Genomic DNA, 15,100 nt, shown 5'->3' on the forward strand with positions numbered 1-15,100 from the left:
CCGCTCACTCCGCGTCCAGATTGCTGGCCAGCATGGCGGCCAGTTCGTCCATGGCGGCGCCGGCGGAGTCGTCGTCGCAGGAGATGGTGACGGTGTCGCCGCCCTTGACGCCGAGGGTCATGATCTCGAGGGCGCTGGCGGCGTCCGCCTCCTCGCCATTGAAGGTCATGGTGACGTCAAGGCCCTTGTCGTCCACGGCCTGCGCGAACAGGGCGGCGGGACGGGCGTGGAGGCCGACGGAGGCTCCGATGACTGCGGTACGGGTGATCATGATGGTTCCTTTCTGTATATGTGGGTATTGGGGTGAAGTTGTCTGCGATGAAACGCCTAGCGGCGGTCGGCGCCCTTGGTGACGCGTGCCACGTGGAGCGCCAGATACGCGATCTCGTCGTCGGTGATGTCGCTGCCGAGGCGCAGCTCCAGCACGGCGGCGATGGTCCGCGCGCATTTGAGCGCATCCGGATAGGACTCGCGAATCGCGGCGACGACGGGCTCGGGCTCGTCGTCGAGCTGGCGGTGCTGGTGGATGCGGACGAACAGGTAGCGCAGGTGGGTGATGAAGCGGCCCACGTTCACCGATCCCTGGTCGAGCGTGATGCCGTAGCTACTCTCGATGATGTCGAGCATCTGCTGGATCACGCCGGTCATGGTGTACGTATAGCTGAGGTCGCCCGTGGAGAAGCCGGCGTTGACGAGGTGCATCGCAAGCGCAATCTCCTCGCCCGGCGGCAGAATGACCCCGCCGAGCCGCCTGTTGAGCGCGGCAAGCAGTGCCCGGCCGCGCTCGTATTCGCGCGGGTAGAGGTTGCGCACCTCGCCCAAGAGCGGGTACGTGACCTCGATGCCCTTGGCAAGCCGCTGAACGGCACCTTCCACGTGGTCGGCGAGGGCGAGCACGAGCGTGGCGCTGCCGAGCTCCTTCTCCCCCAGTCCGCTTTCCTTCATGGCGTCCACGACCGCGCGGATCATCTCCGGCGGCACATCGGCCAGCATCTCGGCCAGATGGTCGGGGTCGCGCCCGTCCGAGGGTACGAACTTCCGAACCACCTTGGACCGGTCCACGGGATGCCCCGGCTTGGCCTGGAATCCCAGACCTCGGCCAGTGAGGATCACCTGCCCGCCATCGTCGTCCTTGGCCAGCACGACGTTGTTGTTGAACACACGAAGTATTTCCATGGCATCCCGCTTCCTTGCGTCCGTCGTCAGCGCTCGACCTCGATGATCGCGTCGCCGGCCACGACGTCCTTGCCCGTCAGCGGCGTCACTTTGGTGAGCTTCTTGGTGTTGGTCACGGCGATGATGGTGGCGGTGCTGTAGCCTGCGGCGGTCACCTTGTCGAAGTCGACGGTGGCGAGCTCGTCGCCGGCCTGCACGCGCTGGCCCTTGGCGACGGCCACGGTGAAGCCATCGCCTTCCATCTTCACCGTGTCGATGCCAATGTGGACCAGGACCTCAACACCGTCGTCGGTCTTGATGCCGAATGCGTGGCCCGTCTTGGCGACCGTCTTCAGTGTACCCGACACGGGCGCCCGGACGACGGATTCGCCGGGCACGACCGCGACGCCCTCGCCGAGAGCGCGGGACGCGAACACGGCGTCGCCCGTCTCGGACAGGTCGATCACCTTGCCGGCCACAGGGGCGACAATCTCGCTGGCCGGTTCGGCGGGCTCGGCGGGCTCGGCCGGAGCGGCGGGCTCGGGGACGGCCGGAGCGGAGGAAGCGGCGGCCGGAGCGGCCTTCGCCTCGCGTTCGAGCCGCATGTCTTCCTCGGCCTGAGCCACCTTTGCGAGCACCTCGGCCTTCTGCTCCGGGGTGCGGTAGTCAAGCATGACGATCAGCGCCATGGACACGGCGAACGCGGCGGCGATGGACACGCCGTACACCCACATCTGGTCGAACACCGGGATGGTGAGCAGGGAGGTGAACGCGAACGCGGTGGTGGTCACGCCCTTGACGGCCTGACCGGAGGCGACGACGGACGGGAACAGCCAGCCAAGCACGGCGATCACGACGCCGCCGACGCCACAGCCGATGAGCATGCGCTTGTAGACAAGCTTGTAGCGCAGGTGGATGCCGTAGAGGCTCGGCTCGGACACGCCGCCCAGCAGACCGGCCGCGAGCGCGCCGATGGCGGTCTGGCGCATCTCCTTGTCATGGTCACGCACGGAGAGGAATAGCACGCCGGCGGTGGCGCCGAAGCAGGCGAAGTTCCACACGCCCATCGGACCCTGGATGAAGTCGTAGCCCATCGACTGGATGTTCATGAGCATGAGGGCGTTGAGCGGCCAGTGCAGACCGAGCGGCACGAGGAACGGGTAGAGCATCGGGATGGCGATGGCGAAGATGAACGGCGCGTGCATGTTCATCCACGCGAGCACCACGCCGAGGCCGTTGCCGACCCACACGCCCAGAGGGCCGATGACGAAGGCGGTGAGCGCGCCCACGACGATCATGGAGAAGAACGGCACGAACACGAGCTGTACGCTGTCGGGGATGATCCTCTTCAGGCCGTGGTAGACGAGCGCGAGCACGGCGGCCATCATGAGCGGCACGAACACGTTGCCGGAGTAATCGGACAGCTGCATCGGCAGGCCGAACACGGTGACGGTGCAGTCAGTGGTGCCGAGGGTCGCGTTCTCCACGCAGCGCACGGCGTCGCCCCACTTGGAGGCGTCGGCGAGCGCGGTGAACTGCGGGGTCATGAGCATGGCCATGATCGCGCCGCCCAGCCACGGGTCCACCTTGAGCTTCTTGGCGCCGTTGTAGGCGACCATGATGGGCAGGAAGTAGAACACGCCCTTCCAGATGGCCTTGATGAACATGAGGGAGGCGTCCGCCTCGTCGTTCGCGATCCAGCCGAGCGAAATGCACAGGTTGACGAGCGCGATGATGATGGACGCGCCGAGCAGCACGCCCAGAATCGGACGGAACGAGTCGGCCAGATACTCGAAGAACGAGTCGAGCCAGGCGACCTTGCCGCGGCCCTTGGCGCGGGCGGCGGCCTTGACGTCCGCATTGGACATCTGCTTGGCGGTACCCACGTTCGCCATTTCGGGCAGGTGCATGATTTCCTCGTACATGGTGGCGACCGCGCCGCCGATGACGACCTGATAGCGGTTGCCCGTCTGGGACACCGCGCCGAGCACGCCGTCCATGTGGTCGAGCGCGTTCTGGTCAACCTTGCCGGCGTCGACGAGTTCAAAGCGCAGTCGCGTCGCGCAATGGGTCAGGCTGGTGACATTGCCCGCCCCGCCCACTGCGGCGATGATCTGCGATGCCGTTGATGAAGCCATCGCTGGTTCCTTTCCCTACTGGATTCCCTGTCGTTCCCCTTTGACCGGCCCCGCCACCGCACGAACCACGGACAAACGTCCGGACAACAAAAAAGACCCGAGGCATGGCGATGCCTCAGGTCTTGCGTCTGCTGTTGGCGCCCGCGCTTCCATGCGCCGACGATCCGTGCGACTTGCAACCCTGCAAAGGTGAAGTTGGTTGGCAGTATACGACCCCTCGCCGGACAGCGTCACGCCGGCGTGTCTCCCTCGATGCGCGACACGCCGGATGCGAGCACCCCGCAATGAACCTATACTGATCGGCACATACGAAGCACAAAGGATTGTGACTCGATTCGAGGCAAGACCTGAGGCCCGTGGAACAGCGTTCCGCAAGGCCTCAGGTCTTTTCGTTTTCAGGGCCGATCCACGCACATCGACCACCCGTTCAAAGGCGACGGAAAGGCAGGACCCATTGACCAGCAACCCACACGAGACCCGGGGCATATCCACCAGATTCCCGCTCAACAGCGCGTTCATCTTCACATTCGGCGCGCTGGGCGGCATGCTCTTCGGCTTCGACACCGGCATCATCTCCGGGGCCTCCCCGCTCATCGAAACCGACTTCGGCCTGACGGTCTCGCAGACCGGCTTCATCACCTCCTCGGTGCTCATCGGCTCGTGCGTGGGCGCGCTGTCGATCGGCGCGCTGTCCGACCGGTTTGGGCGCAAGAAGCTGCTCATCGTCTCCGCGATCCTCTTCCTGCTCGGCTCCGGCCTGTGCGCCGCGGCCACCGGCTTCCCCATGATGGTCGCCGCGCGCATCATCCTGGGTCTCGCGGTGGGCGCCGCCTCCGCCCTCACTCCCGCCTACCTCGCCGAGCTGGCCCCCAAGGAGCGCCGCGGCTCCCTGTCCACGCTGTTCCAGCTCATGATCACGTTCGGCATCCTGCTCGCGTACGCATCCAACCTCGGTTTTCTGCACCACAACCTGCTCGGCTTCGCCGACTGGCGATGGATGCTCGGCTCCGCGCTCGTGCCGGCCGCGCTGCTGCTCATCGGCGGCATCCTGCTGCCCGAATCCCCCCGCTACCTCGTCAACAAGGGCGACGAGCGCAACGCGTTCAAGGTGCTCACCCTGATCCGCAAGGACGTGGACCAGACGCAGGTCCAGCTCGAACTCGACGAGATCAAGGCCGTGGCCGCGCAGGACACCAAGGGCGGCGTGCGCGAACTGTTCCGCATCGCCCGTCCGGCGCTCGTGGCGGCCGTGGGCATCATGCTCTTCCAGCAGCTCGTGGGCATCAACTCGGTCATCTACTTCCTGCCGCAGGTGTTCATCAAGGGCTTCGGGTTCCCCGAAGGCGACGCGATCTGGGTGTCCGTGGGCATCGGCGTGGTGAACTTCGTCTCCACCGTCATCGCCACGCTCATCATGGACAGGTTCCCACGCAAGGGGCTGCTGATCTTCGGCTCCGTCGTCATGACCGTCTCGCTGGCCATCCTCTCCGTGCTCAACTTCGTGGGCGACGTGGCCGTGCTCGCCGTGCCGACCATGATCCTCATCGCGGTCTACATCCTCGGCTTCGCGGTCTCGTGGGGCCCGATCGCGTGGGTGCTCATCGGCGAGATCTTCCCGCTGTCCGTGCGCGGCATCGGCTCCTCGTTCGGTTCGGCGGCCAACTGGCTGGGCAACTTCATCGTCTCCCAGTTCTTCCTCGTGCTGCTCGACGCGTTCGGCAACAACGTGGGCGGCCCGTTCGCCATCTTCGGCGTGTTCGCGCTGCTGTCCATCCCGTTCGTCATGCGCTTCGTGCCGGAGACCAAGGGCAAGTCGCTCGAGCAGATCGAGGAGGAGCTCACCCGCCGCTGAGCCGGCCCGCACGCCGATCGACGATCGGGACGGTCAGGACAGTCAGGCGACTGCAAGGTGGGCGGAGGCTGAACATCCGGAAAATCAATCGAACCGGACCCGGATGTTCACCCCCTGTCCGCTTTGCGGTCGCCTGACTGTCGTTTTGCAGTGGCAAAATGAGGCTATGGTTGCAAAAAATGCGGGTCTGCCCGCCACCCCAGCTGATCTGATCAACGTCGACGAAGTCATCGGCAAGTACTATGACCTCGTTCCCGATCCGTCCGTGCCCGAACAGCGCGTCATCTTCGGCACCTCCGGCCACCGCGGATCGTCCCTGAAGACCTCGTTCAACGAGGCGCACATCGTGGCCATCTCCCAGGCCATCGCCGAATACCGCAAGAAGGCCGGCGTGACCGGCCCGCTGTACCTCGGCGCCGACACCCACGCCCTGTCCGCCCCGGCCAAGAAGACCGCCATCGAGGTGCTCGTCGCCAACGGCGTGCACGTGCGCATCGACTCCCGCAACGACTTCGTGCCCACACCCGTGGTCTCCCAGGCCATCCTGACCCACAACCGCGCGGCCGACGGCACCCAGCGCTTCACCGGCGACGGCCTGGCCGACGGCATCGTGGTCACCCCGTCCCACAACCCGCCCACCGACGGCGGCTTCAAGTACGATCCGGTCACCGGCGGCCCGGCCCCGGCGGACGTGACCAACGCGATCGCCGCCCGCGCCAACGAGCTGCTCGGCGACTACAAGTCCGTCAAGCGCGTGCCCTACGAGGAGGCCGTCAAGACCGAGTTCGTTGAGGGCTTCGACTTCCGCGAGCACTACGTGGACGATCTGGGCAACGTGATCGACTTCGACGCGATCCGCAACTCCGGCGTGCGTCTGGGCATCGACCCGCTCGGCGGCGCGTCCGTGAACTACTGGCCGCTCATCAACGAGAAGTACGGCCTGAACATCGGCGTGGTGCGCCCCGAGGTCGACCCGACCTGGCGCTTCATGACCATCGACCACGACGGCAAGATCCGCATGGATCCGAGCTCCCCGTACGCCATGAAGGGCCTCGTGGACGAGCTCAACGCCGGCGCATGGGACAAGTACGATCTGGTGGGCGGCACCGACCCGGACGCCGACCGCCACGGCATCGTCTGCCCGAACTGGGGCGTGATGAACCCGAACCACTACATCGCCGTGTGCGTGGAGTACCTGTTCGGCGGCAACCGCCCGGGCTGGCCGAAGGGTGCCGCCGTCGGCAAGACGCTCGTCTCCTCCTCGCTGATCGACCGCGTGGCCGCGTCCATCAACGCCAAGGTGATCGAGGTGCCGGTGGGCTTCAAGTGGTTCGTCGACCCGCTGTTCAAGGGCGAGGTGGCGTTCGGCGGCGAGGAGAGCTCCGGCATGAGCTTCCTGCGCAAGGACGGCCGCGTGTGGACCACCGACAAGGACGGTCTGATCCCCGACCTGCTGGCCGCGGAGATCACCGCCAAGACCGGCAAGAACCCGGCCGAGCTCCACAAGGACCAGGTGGCCCGCTTCGGCGAGTCTTGGTACAAGCGCGTGGACACCCCCACCACCCTCGAGCAGAAGCAGAAGTTCGCCAAGCTCACCGGCGACGACGTGACCGCCACCACCCTTGCGGGCGAGGACATCACCGCCAAGCTCACCGAGGCGCCGGGCAACCACGCCAAGATCGGCGGCCTGAAGGTCACCACCAAGGACAACTGGTTCGCGGCCCGCCCCTCCGGCACCGAGAACATCTACAAGGTGTACGCCGAGTCCTTCGAGTCCCCCGAGGCTCTGGACAAGGTGCTCGCCGAGGCCGAGCAGGTGGTGGACAAGGCGCTCGCCTGACACGCCACATTCCCGGAATTCCCCATTCCCCCGGACCGCGCCGTGAGTGCTTTGCTTGCGGCGCGGTTCGCTGTATTCGGCGCAGGGAATACGGGCTGAATCTATCGCTGGAGCGATAGATTGGCGCTTAGAATTGCATTTTTCGCAACGGTCAGCGCAGACCGAGACGGCAGTCGAGCTCCGCGCTGGCATCGAGACCGAGGCGGCGGCGGATTGCCCAACCGATCGCCAAGGGCAGTGCGGTCGCCAGTGCCACGCCACCGGAGCCCAGCGCAATGTTGCCGGCAGTGTCTGCGATCAGCGGCACGGCACCGTCCGCCGCCAGAGCCGTCTGGCCGGTCTGGCTGGGCTGAACCGTCCGACCGGCCTGCTCGCCGCCGGTCGCCGCGTCTGCGCTGTTTGCCGTGGCAGCGTTGGCACCGGCCGCAGAGCTTTGCGCGGTCGCGGTGCCGGCCGTGGCTCTGGACCGCGTGGACGTGCCGGTCGGTGTGCCGGAAGCCGCATTCGGCGCTGACACCGTGCCGGTGCCGGAACCGTTCGCGTTCGCATTGCCGGCGGACGGCACCGTCGGGGTCGTGGCGGCCGGGCTCGTCACCGGAACCTCGGCCTGAAAGCGCGTGACGTCGTACTGCACGGTCAGCGCCGTGGCCGGCTTGGCGAAATCGCGCTGGCCGTCCGACGTGTACCAGTAGGACGACTGCCCGGTCTCCACCATGTAGTCCACGAACGACTGAGGGAAGGAACCCCAGTACTCCCGGTTCGTGTCATCCAGCGCGGCCTGGGGATTGCGCCCGCCGTCGGAGTTGACCTTGACGCCCAGATACTCCGGGATTTTCGAGAATCCGCCGTCGGCCACGGCCTGCTTCACGTCCACGCCCTTGAGATCAGCAAGGGTGATGGTACGGGTGTCGAGCTTCTTCCAGACGGACGAATTGTCCATGTCCGCGCCGTAGCCGGAGGCCATGGCGGTCACACTGCCGTTGCCGTTCGCGTCCAGCGTCAGCGTGGGGTCACTCACGCTCCAGTAGGTCATGCCGTCGTAGAACACCACGGTCCACGATCCGCTCCACTGCACGCTGATCGACCCGTCCTGCTGCTGCACGCCGGTGCCGCCGCGAATGACCACCTGCGACTCGGTGTTGATGGCGTGACCGTCCTGCCGTTTGCCCATCGTCACCGCGCTGCCGTCCGGCGTCTGGCACCTGGTCTGCCAGGACGCCTGCACCCACTGCCCCGAGGAGTCCGGCTTCTCGATGGTCACGTTGCCGTCCGAGGCGCGGTACAGATCGCCGTTCCACACGCCGGAATGACCGTTGTCCCCCGCGACTCCCGCGGACAGGTAGTTGCACGCGCCGAAGAACGACTTGGAGTTGGCTTCCTCGTTCATGCCCCAGCGGAACACCACGTTGCTCAGCGTGGCGGCGGCGTTGCCGGACGTCTGATCGCTGCCCGAGCCGCCGCCGGAACCGTTCGTCGTACCGCCTGTGCTGCCGGAACCGCCATTGCCCTGATTCGTGCCGCCGGTCCCCGAGCCGGAGCCGGAACCGCTGCCCGTGCCGGCATCGCCCGAGCCAGCACCGGAACCGCTGCCCGAATCTCCGTTGCCGCTGCCGTTCCCGCCGCCGCCCGGCGTGACCGGCTTCGCGGCTGCGGTGGTGACGGTGACGGCCTTGGAGGCGGCGCCCGTGCCGACCGCATTGGTTTCCGCCACGGTGATGGCGTACGCAGTGCCGCTGCGCAGTCCAGTGATCGTGCCTTCCTTGGCGCCCGCGGCGAAGACGGCGGTCACCGCATCTCCCCCGGCGGTCGGCGTGGCCAGAACCGTGAATCCGGTGGACGGCAGGGCGCCCTTGGCAGCGGCAGCGGCCTTCCACTGCACGGTGACGCGGTCGGATCCGGGAGTGCCCACCGAGGTGATCGCGGGGGCCGCGGGCACGTCTCCCACCGCGAATTCCAGCGTCGCCACAGGCTGCGCGCCTTCCTCGGCGGCCTCATCGACCAGCGTGAAGACGTAGGTGCCGATCGGCGCATCCTCGGACGCGTCGTACGTCCATTGCGATGCGGTTCCGGCCACCGGCGTGGCGCCCACCTCGGTGCCGTCCGGCAGACGCACCACACCGCGGTACGTCACGCCAGCGGTCGGGTTCTTCACGGTGAACGTCATGCGCTCCCCGCGTCTGAGGGCGGCGGCGTCGGCAGCAACACTCGGTTGAATGGCCGCACCCCATTCCATCACGATGGGGGACGCGGGCTTGCGCGGCTGAATGGTGGCCTTGCCGCCGTCGGACGTGTACCAGTAGGAGGTCTGACCGGTCAGCTCGGCGTACTCCAGCCACGATTGCGGCATGGCTCCCCACCAGGAGGCGTTCTCCGCGGTCCGTTCCGCCTGCGGGTTGCGACCGGCAATGGTGTCCGGCACGGCGACGCCCAGATAGTCCGGGGTGACGGTCGCTCCCTGAGCGCCAAGATCCACCTTGACGTTCGTCAGGTCCGCAAGGTGAATCTGCTCGGCTTCGAGCTTCTTCCACACCGAGGGATCGTCCATGTCCGCGCCGTAGCCGGAGGCCGTGGCGGTGATCGTTCCCTTGCCGTCCTTCACGTCCAGCACCGGATCCGTGAGCGACCAGTACGTCATGCCGCCGTAGTAGACGATGGTGAACGATCCCTTCCACGTCAGATGCGCGCTGTCCGTGACCGGATCCACAGTGCCGGTGCCCTCGGAGATGCGTACCACGTTGCCGGAGTACGTAGGCTGCTCGGCGGGGGCGCCGGCGGACGGGTCGGCCACATCCATGGTCATGCCTGCGGTGCGACCGTTGATGTTCGTGCCGTACTGGTTGGTGCATTTCGCATCCCACAACGCGGCGGTCAGGGTGCCGTCCGCCGCGGGCTTGAGGATTTCCACGTTGCCGTCGGACGTCTGGTACAGTCCGGAGTCCTGCAGCCAGACGCCGGACTGGCCGTTGTCCCCTGCCACGCCGGCGGACAGGAAGTTGCAACCGCCGAAGTACGAGCCGCCGCCGGATTCCGCGTTCACGCCCCACGTGAACGTGGCGTTGTTCACCGTGATCGTCTCGGATCCGGCGTTGGCATCCGCGGCGAGGGGTTCGGCGGCGACTGCGGATGCGATGAGCGACACCGATCCGGCCACCACGGTGGCGATTGCGGACAGGGCGCAGACGGACTTCAATGCCGTACGGACCATGCTCATTGCGCACCTCCCTGAACCGCCGAAGCCACCGGAACCGCCGGAGCCGCCGTGCCCGTCGAACCGTGCCTGAGGAAGAATCCCTGCAGGGACGCGGTAGACTCCGCGGCGGAAGGCTGCGGGCGCAGAACCTGCGTCTGTTCCGGATCGGCGGACTGCGTTGCGGCCTGCCCAGCCGATTGCGCCACGACCGGCACCTCGGCTCGAGACCGCGCTTCCTCCGCCTCGGCCTGTGCACGGGCGAGCTGCCGGTACTGCCGGCGCCTGCGCTTCTCGCCTCTGAGCCGTTCCTTGTGCCGCGCATGTTCGGCCTTGCGTTCGCGCCGCGCCATCTCCTTCTCCAAAGCAACCGGCGAGACGCCCAGCAGCAACGCCTTGGCGGCCAGATAGCCGCCGGCTCCCGCGGCCAGCACCACGAGGGTGAGGCCGAGAATGACCGCAGCCGCCACAATGAGCCACCCGGTAATGCCGAGCGCGGGGACGGCGGCCACGGTCGTCACGGCACCCGTCGCGCCTTGGGACGCGGTCCGGGAGACCGTGTTCGGTGCAGTGGCATTCGTTGCAGTCGTATCCGTTGCGGCGGCGTCCGGTGCGGTGCCGGCGTCGGTCGCGCCCTGCTGGTCGCCCTGCTGGTCGGACTGCTGACCGGACTGCTGACCGGACTGTACCGACGCGGCCGCCTGATCGGCGCCGGTTCCCGCGGTCGCATCGCCGTCGCCGGCATCGGCTGCGGGAGCGGCGACCGGAGCCTCGCTCGCAGCTGCCGCGAACGCCACCGGCGTAAAGGTCTCGTTGCTGGTGTTGGTCACGCCATGCGCACCGATGGTGATGACGCCGCACTGCACGCTCAGGCAATCCACCGGGGACGGGTTGCCGGCGCGGTCCATGCTGGTGAACGAGGCTCCCGGAACCGTCATCTTCGCATGCCAGGTGCCGTCCGCCGCAATGGTGCCGCCGTTGGCCGCCGCCTCGGTGGAGCTGCCGGGGAACGCTACGAAAACGTCGTAGCCGGTGGGGTTGCTTTCGTCGTCGGGCACGTACTTGTAGTTTTCGCCCGTCTTGCCGCCCTGCGACGGCTTCCACGAGCCGCCGTTCGGATCGCTCACCCAGCCGAACAGCACGTAGATGCCGCCGAATCCGCCCTGAACGGACTGGAATCCGCTGCCCGTGAGGTCCAGCGTGGTCGGACCGTCCGGATTGAGCGTGCCGCCGCCGTCAACGGTCACCTGCACCTGCGCGCCGGCTGCGGATGCACTGCGCAGCGGACCGTTCACCGCCGCGGCCGCGCACAATGCCAGTGCGGCCAGTAATGCCGCCACACCAGCCGCCAGCGAGCGCAGTCCCTTGCTTGTTGCCTTCATGATCGTTCCCTTCCGTTCCCCGTACTCGTTCGTTGTTCAGGACGCCATGCGCGCGTCCGCGTTCAATGGCTCGGCATGCGCGCCACTACCGGCGTGTGCACCGGCGTGCGTGTGATCGTTCACCGCAGCGGCCGTCCAGCGCCGCGCGGCGTTCGGGCGTTCGGGCAGTATGATCAGCCCACCGCCCGGATGCGGCAGCACTTCGATCGGGCACTGGTAGACCTCCGTGAGCAGCTGAGCGTTGAGTACCCGTTCCGGCGTACCCACGGCCCTGAGGCGACCGTGTTCGAGCAGCGCCACGCGATCCGCCCACGCGGCGGCGGCATCCAGCGCGTGAACGATCACCACCACCGCGCATCCGGCAGCCGCATAGTCGCGGGCCGTGCGCATGAGCATTTCCTGATGCTTGATGTCCATCGCGGCGGTCGGCTCGTCCAGCAGCAGCACGGGAGCCGCCTGGGACAGCACGCGCGCGAAGGCCGCACGCCCGCGCTCCCCGCCGGACAGCGACGTGTAGATCCGGTCGGCCAGGGGCTCCACCTCGGTCATGGCCATGGCGCTGTCCACGATCATGTCGTCATCCATCTCCTGAGCCGTGCCCTCCCATGGGGAACGGCCCATGTGCACGATCTCACGCACGCGGAACGGGAACGTCACGTCCACCGACTGCAGCAGCACCGAACGCCGCATGGCCAGTTCGGTGGCGTCCCAAGCCCCGATCGGCAGACCGAACAGCGTGATCGTTCCCTCGGTGAGCGGCACGTCGCCGGTGACGGCGTTGAGCAGGGTCGATTTGCCGGCGCCGTTGGGACCGACCAACGCCAGCACCTCGCCGGCATGCACGTCCAGGCTGACGGAATCCAGAATGCGGCGGTTGTCGATCGTCACGCCCACGCCGTCCAGCCGCAGCACGGTCTGGCCGCCCTTGGGCATGGCGGGGATGCGATGGTCGGCGCGCCACGGCAGATGAATGTGAACGTTCATGCCCAACCTCCGGACTTGGAACGGCTGCGGCGAAGCAACCAGAAGAAGAAAGGGCCGCCCACGAGCGAGGTGAGCATGCCGATCGGCAGATCCGCGAACTGGATCAGCGTGCGTGCGGCGAAGTCCGCGATGGTGAGCAGCAGCGCGCCGCCCAGTGCCGAAGCGGGCAGCAATACCCGGTGGCCGGGGCCGAGGATCATGCGCAGCAGATGCGGGACCACCAGTCCCACGAAGGAGATGATGCCGGCGAACGCCACCGCCGAGGACACGAGCAACGCCACGGCGAGCATGGCCAGGAACAGCAGCCTCTCCACGTTCACGCCGAGGTGGCGTGCGGACTTCTCACCGAGCGAGAGCAGGTCGAGCCGACGGGCCATGAACTGCACGGCGATCACGCCGATCAGGCACATCGGGGCCACCAGCGCCACCTGCTGCCAGCGGCTGCCGTTGAAGGAGCCCATCTGCCAGAACACGATCTGATCGCGCGCGTTGGTGGGGGCGGCGAAGGTGAAGAACGAGATGAGCGCGCCCGCGATGGCGTTCACGGCCACGCCGGTGAGAATCAGCGTCACCACTTCGGTGCGCCCGCCGCGGCGGGCGAGCACGTACACCAGCATGGTGGTGGCCAGACCGCACGTGAAGGCCATGAACGGCGTGGTGAACGATCCCAGGAACGACCATCCCATGATGATCGAACAGCTGGCGCCCACGGCCGCGCCGGAGGAGACGCCCACGGTACCGGGTTCCGCCAGCGGGTTGCCGAAGACGCCCTGCATCACCGCGCCGGCCACGCCCAGCGCCGCGCCCGTCACCATGGCCATGGCGATGCGGGGGAACCGCACGTTCCACAGCGCCTCGTTGCCGAACGCACGGCTCGGACCGTCCAGCCAATGGATGCCGACCTTGCCCAGCACCGAGCCGACCACCTGATCGAACGGGATGATGAGCTGGCCGAGCGAGGCGGAGACCACGAGCATTGCCATCAGGCCCGCAACGAGCACGGTAAAAACCACGGCGGTTGCAGTCATGTGCGGCTTGCCCGCCAGCCCCAGATCCGTGGCGTTGCCGGCGATGCGCACGGCACGTTCCCGCTCGGCGTCAGTCACGGCCCGGGATGCCGACGCGGCGCCGGATGCGATGTGATCGTTCATGATGTGCTTCCCTGCTGTTCCTGCTTGAGTTCGTTCATGCGCTTGGCAATCACTTCCGGCGGCTGATCGGGCTGGTATGACTGTTCCGGCGCGTACACCGCGGTGGCGAGCGCCGCCAGTACCTGCGCGGTCTGCGGGCCGAAGCTCATCACCTCGTAGTCGCTCATGTCCACCACCCGGCGGTGCTGGCCGGCCGGCGTTTCCTTGATGCCGGGCATCTCGAGCATGCCGTCGAGCCCGCCGGCGGATTGCACGCCCAGCGTCATCGCGAGGATCACGTCCGGCGCGGCCTTGATGAGCGCCTCGGCATTGGTGGGGGCCATGCCGCTGAAGCCGACCTCCTTGGCCACGTCGTTCGCGCCGATCGACTGGATGAGCGAGTCGGCGCCGGAGCCTTCGCCGAACCAGTAGTAGATGGACTTGCCGCGTACGTAAAGGAAGACGATGCGCGGTTTGCGGTTCACGTCCGCCGGGGCCAGATTGGTCTGGATGGTCTGGATGGTCTGCGCAATCTCCTTGTTGGTGCGCTGCGCGAGCTGCCGGCCCAGATCGGGCACGCCGAGCGCATCGGCCACGGCCTGAATCTGCGCGGCCACGCCGCTGATGCCCGCATCGCTGCCCACGGCCACGAACACCACGGGAATGCCGGACTGCCGCAGCTGCAGCTGCACGTCGTACGGGCCGATGGTGGTGTCCGTGATCACCACCGTCGGTGAGAGCGCCAGAATGGCTTCGGCGTTGAGATCCATGCCGTTGACGGTCACCTTGGGCAGCCGGTCCATGCCGGAGGAGCCGGTGGCGGTGTCCCTGCCCACCAGATTGCAGCCGAAGCCGAGCGCGTAGACCGCCGCTGCGAGCCCGCCGTTCTGGTTGAGCGCCAGAATGCGGGACGTATCGGTGACGGTCTGCTCGGGCCCGTCGGAGCTCTTGACCGTGACCGGCAGCTTCTGGTGTTCGATGGCCGCGTCGCTGATCGGGATGATCTGGTCCGACCGGGTGTAGGCCGTGGTCGGCCCCTCGATGGTGCGCGGGTCCTTGAGCTGGGCGGGCGTCACGTCGGGCAGCTGCGGCGGGTTCGGTTCGGTGGAGGCCGCGGGCGCCTGACAGCTGGCCAGATCGGCTTCGGTAATCGTGCCGATGTTGGCGCATCCGCCGGCCAGCAGCGTGAGCGCTGCCGTGGCGGCCGCCGCGAGCGTCTTGGCTCTGTGCATCATCATGGCACTGCGCGTCGGCCTCGGGCCGAGGTTTGCACGTCCTGCGATCACACGGAACTCCTTGCCGCAACGATTGAAGATTGAAGGGGTTGGAGGAGCACGGGTCTGGCCCCGCGCAAACGGTGAGAGGATGCCCCGAGCGGGAACATCCCCTCACCTACTCGGCTGTTCCGGCCGGCGGTTGGACCGTCAGCCGG

Annotated in this window: 10 protein-coding genes; 2 read left to right on the plus strand and 8 right to left on the minus strand. The window is 67.2% G+C overall.

Translation table 11 applies throughout. The features are described from left to right. Positions 1–4: 4 nt before the first annotated feature. Genes AC1AZA_RS09250 through AC1AZA_RS09260 form a run of 3 tightly spaced genes read right to left on the minus strand, consistent with a single transcriptional unit; the run spans position 5 to position 3,293 of the window. Complete coding sequence (locus tag AC1AZA_RS09250) at positions 5–271, minus strand: HPr family phosphocarrier protein (RefSeq protein ID WP_476514373.1); 267 nt, start codon at positions 269–271, stop codon at positions 5–7. A 56-nt stretch (positions 272–327) separates the two neighbouring features. Further along, positions 328–1,176 carry a PRD domain-containing protein gene (locus tag AC1AZA_RS09255; RefSeq protein WP_476514374.1) on the minus strand — a complete coding sequence of 283 codons (849 nt, stop codon included), beginning with the start codon at positions 1,174–1,176 and terminating at the stop codon, positions 328–330. Positions 1,177–1,202: 26 nt separating this feature from the next. After that, positions 1,203–3,293 (minus strand): glucose PTS transporter subunit IIA, encoded by a 2,091-nt coding sequence (locus AC1AZA_RS09260; protein ID WP_476514375.1) that lies wholly within the window; start codon positions 3,291–3,293, stop codon positions 1,203–1,205. Between the two features lie 454 nt (positions 3,294–3,747). Here AC1AZA_RS09260 and AC1AZA_RS09265 point away from each other — a divergent pair, with 454 nt between their 5' ends. Then, on the plus strand, positions 3,748–5,145 hold the full coding sequence (locus tag AC1AZA_RS09265) for a sugar porter family MFS transporter (protein ID WP_476514376.1): 1,398 nt from the start codon (positions 3,748–3,750) through the stop codon (positions 5,143–5,145). Positions 5,146–5,311: 166 nt separating this feature from the next. Continuing rightward, the gene (gene pgm, locus AC1AZA_RS09270; protein ID WP_476514377.1) at positions 5,312–6,985 is read left to right on the plus strand and encodes a phosphoglucomutase (alpha-D-glucose-1,6-bisphosphate-dependent); all 1,674 of its coding nucleotides are present in this window, start codon (positions 5,312–5,314) and stop codon (positions 6,983–6,985) included. A 151-nt stretch (positions 6,986–7,136) separates the two neighbouring features. Here the strand turns inward: pgm and AC1AZA_RS09275 are convergent, their stop codons facing one another. From AC1AZA_RS09275 to AC1AZA_RS09295, 5 genes are read right to left on the minus strand one after another with little or no spacing between them, the layout of a single operon-like run. Further along, positions 7,137–10,196, minus strand: a complete 3,060-nt coding sequence (locus AC1AZA_RS09275) for a fibronectin type III domain-containing protein (RefSeq protein ID WP_476514378.1) — start codon at positions 10,194–10,196, stop codon at positions 7,137–7,139. Next, complete coding sequence (locus tag AC1AZA_RS09280) at positions 10,193–11,554, minus strand: hypothetical protein (protein ID WP_476514379.1); 1,362 nt, start codon at positions 11,552–11,554, stop codon at positions 10,193–10,195. Before AC1AZA_RS09280 ends, AC1AZA_RS09275 begins: the two co-directional genes overlap by 4 nt. Before the next feature lie 36 nt (positions 11,555–11,590). Further along, entirely contained in the window at positions 11,591–12,538 is a 948-nt protein-coding gene (locus AC1AZA_RS09285; RefSeq protein WP_476514380.1) for a heme ABC transporter ATP-binding protein, read from the minus strand. Further along, a complete protein-coding gene (locus AC1AZA_RS09290; RefSeq protein WP_476514381.1) occupies positions 12,535–13,689 on the minus strand; it encodes a FecCD family ABC transporter permease in 1,155 nt (384 codons plus the stop codon). The genes AC1AZA_RS09285 and AC1AZA_RS09290 overlap by 4 nt, the downstream gene beginning before the upstream one ends. Next, positions 13,686–14,954, minus strand: coding sequence for a heme/hemin ABC transporter substrate-binding protein (locus AC1AZA_RS09295; RefSeq protein ID WP_476514382.1), 1,269 nt, complete (start codon positions 14,952–14,954; stop codon positions 13,686–13,688). The genes AC1AZA_RS09290 and AC1AZA_RS09295 overlap by 4 nt, the downstream gene beginning before the upstream one ends. Between the last annotated feature and the right edge of the window lie 146 nt (positions 14,955–15,100).

The organism is Bifidobacterium sp. LH_389, from assembly GCF_056357235.1.

What these genes read in the sequence shown, in the direction of transcription:
- AC1AZA_RS09250 (WP_476514373.1), bottom strand. Translation starts at nt 271, where the DNA reads ATGATCACCCGTACCGCAGTCATCGGAGCCTCCGTCGGCCTCCACGCC.
- AC1AZA_RS09255 (WP_476514374.1), bottom strand. Translation starts at nt 1,176, where the DNA reads ATGGAAATACTTCGTGTGTTCAACAACAACGTCGTGCTGGCCAAGGAC.
- AC1AZA_RS09260 (WP_476514375.1), bottom strand. Translation starts at nt 3,293, where the DNA reads ATGGCTTCATCAACGGCATCGCAGATCATCGCCGCAGTGGGCGGGGCG.
- pgm (WP_476514377.1), top strand. Translation starts at nt 5,312, where the DNA reads ATGGTTGCAAAAAATGCGGGTCTGCCCGCCACCCCAGCTGATCTGATC.
- AC1AZA_RS09275 (WP_476514378.1), bottom strand. Translation starts at nt 10,196, where the DNA reads ATGAGCATGGTCCGTACGGCATTGAAGTCCGTCTGCGCCCTGTCCGCA.
- AC1AZA_RS09280 (WP_476514379.1), bottom strand. Translation starts at nt 11,554, where the DNA reads ATGAAGGCAACAAGCAAGGGACTGCGCTCGCTGGCGGCTGGTGTGGCG.
- AC1AZA_RS09285 (WP_476514380.1), bottom strand. Translation starts at nt 12,538, where the DNA reads ATGAACGTTCACATTCATCTGCCGTGGCGCGCCGACCATCGCATCCCC.
- AC1AZA_RS09290 (WP_476514381.1), bottom strand. Translation starts at nt 13,689, where the DNA reads ATGAACGATCACATCGCATCCGGCGCCGCGTCGGCATCCCGGGCCGTG.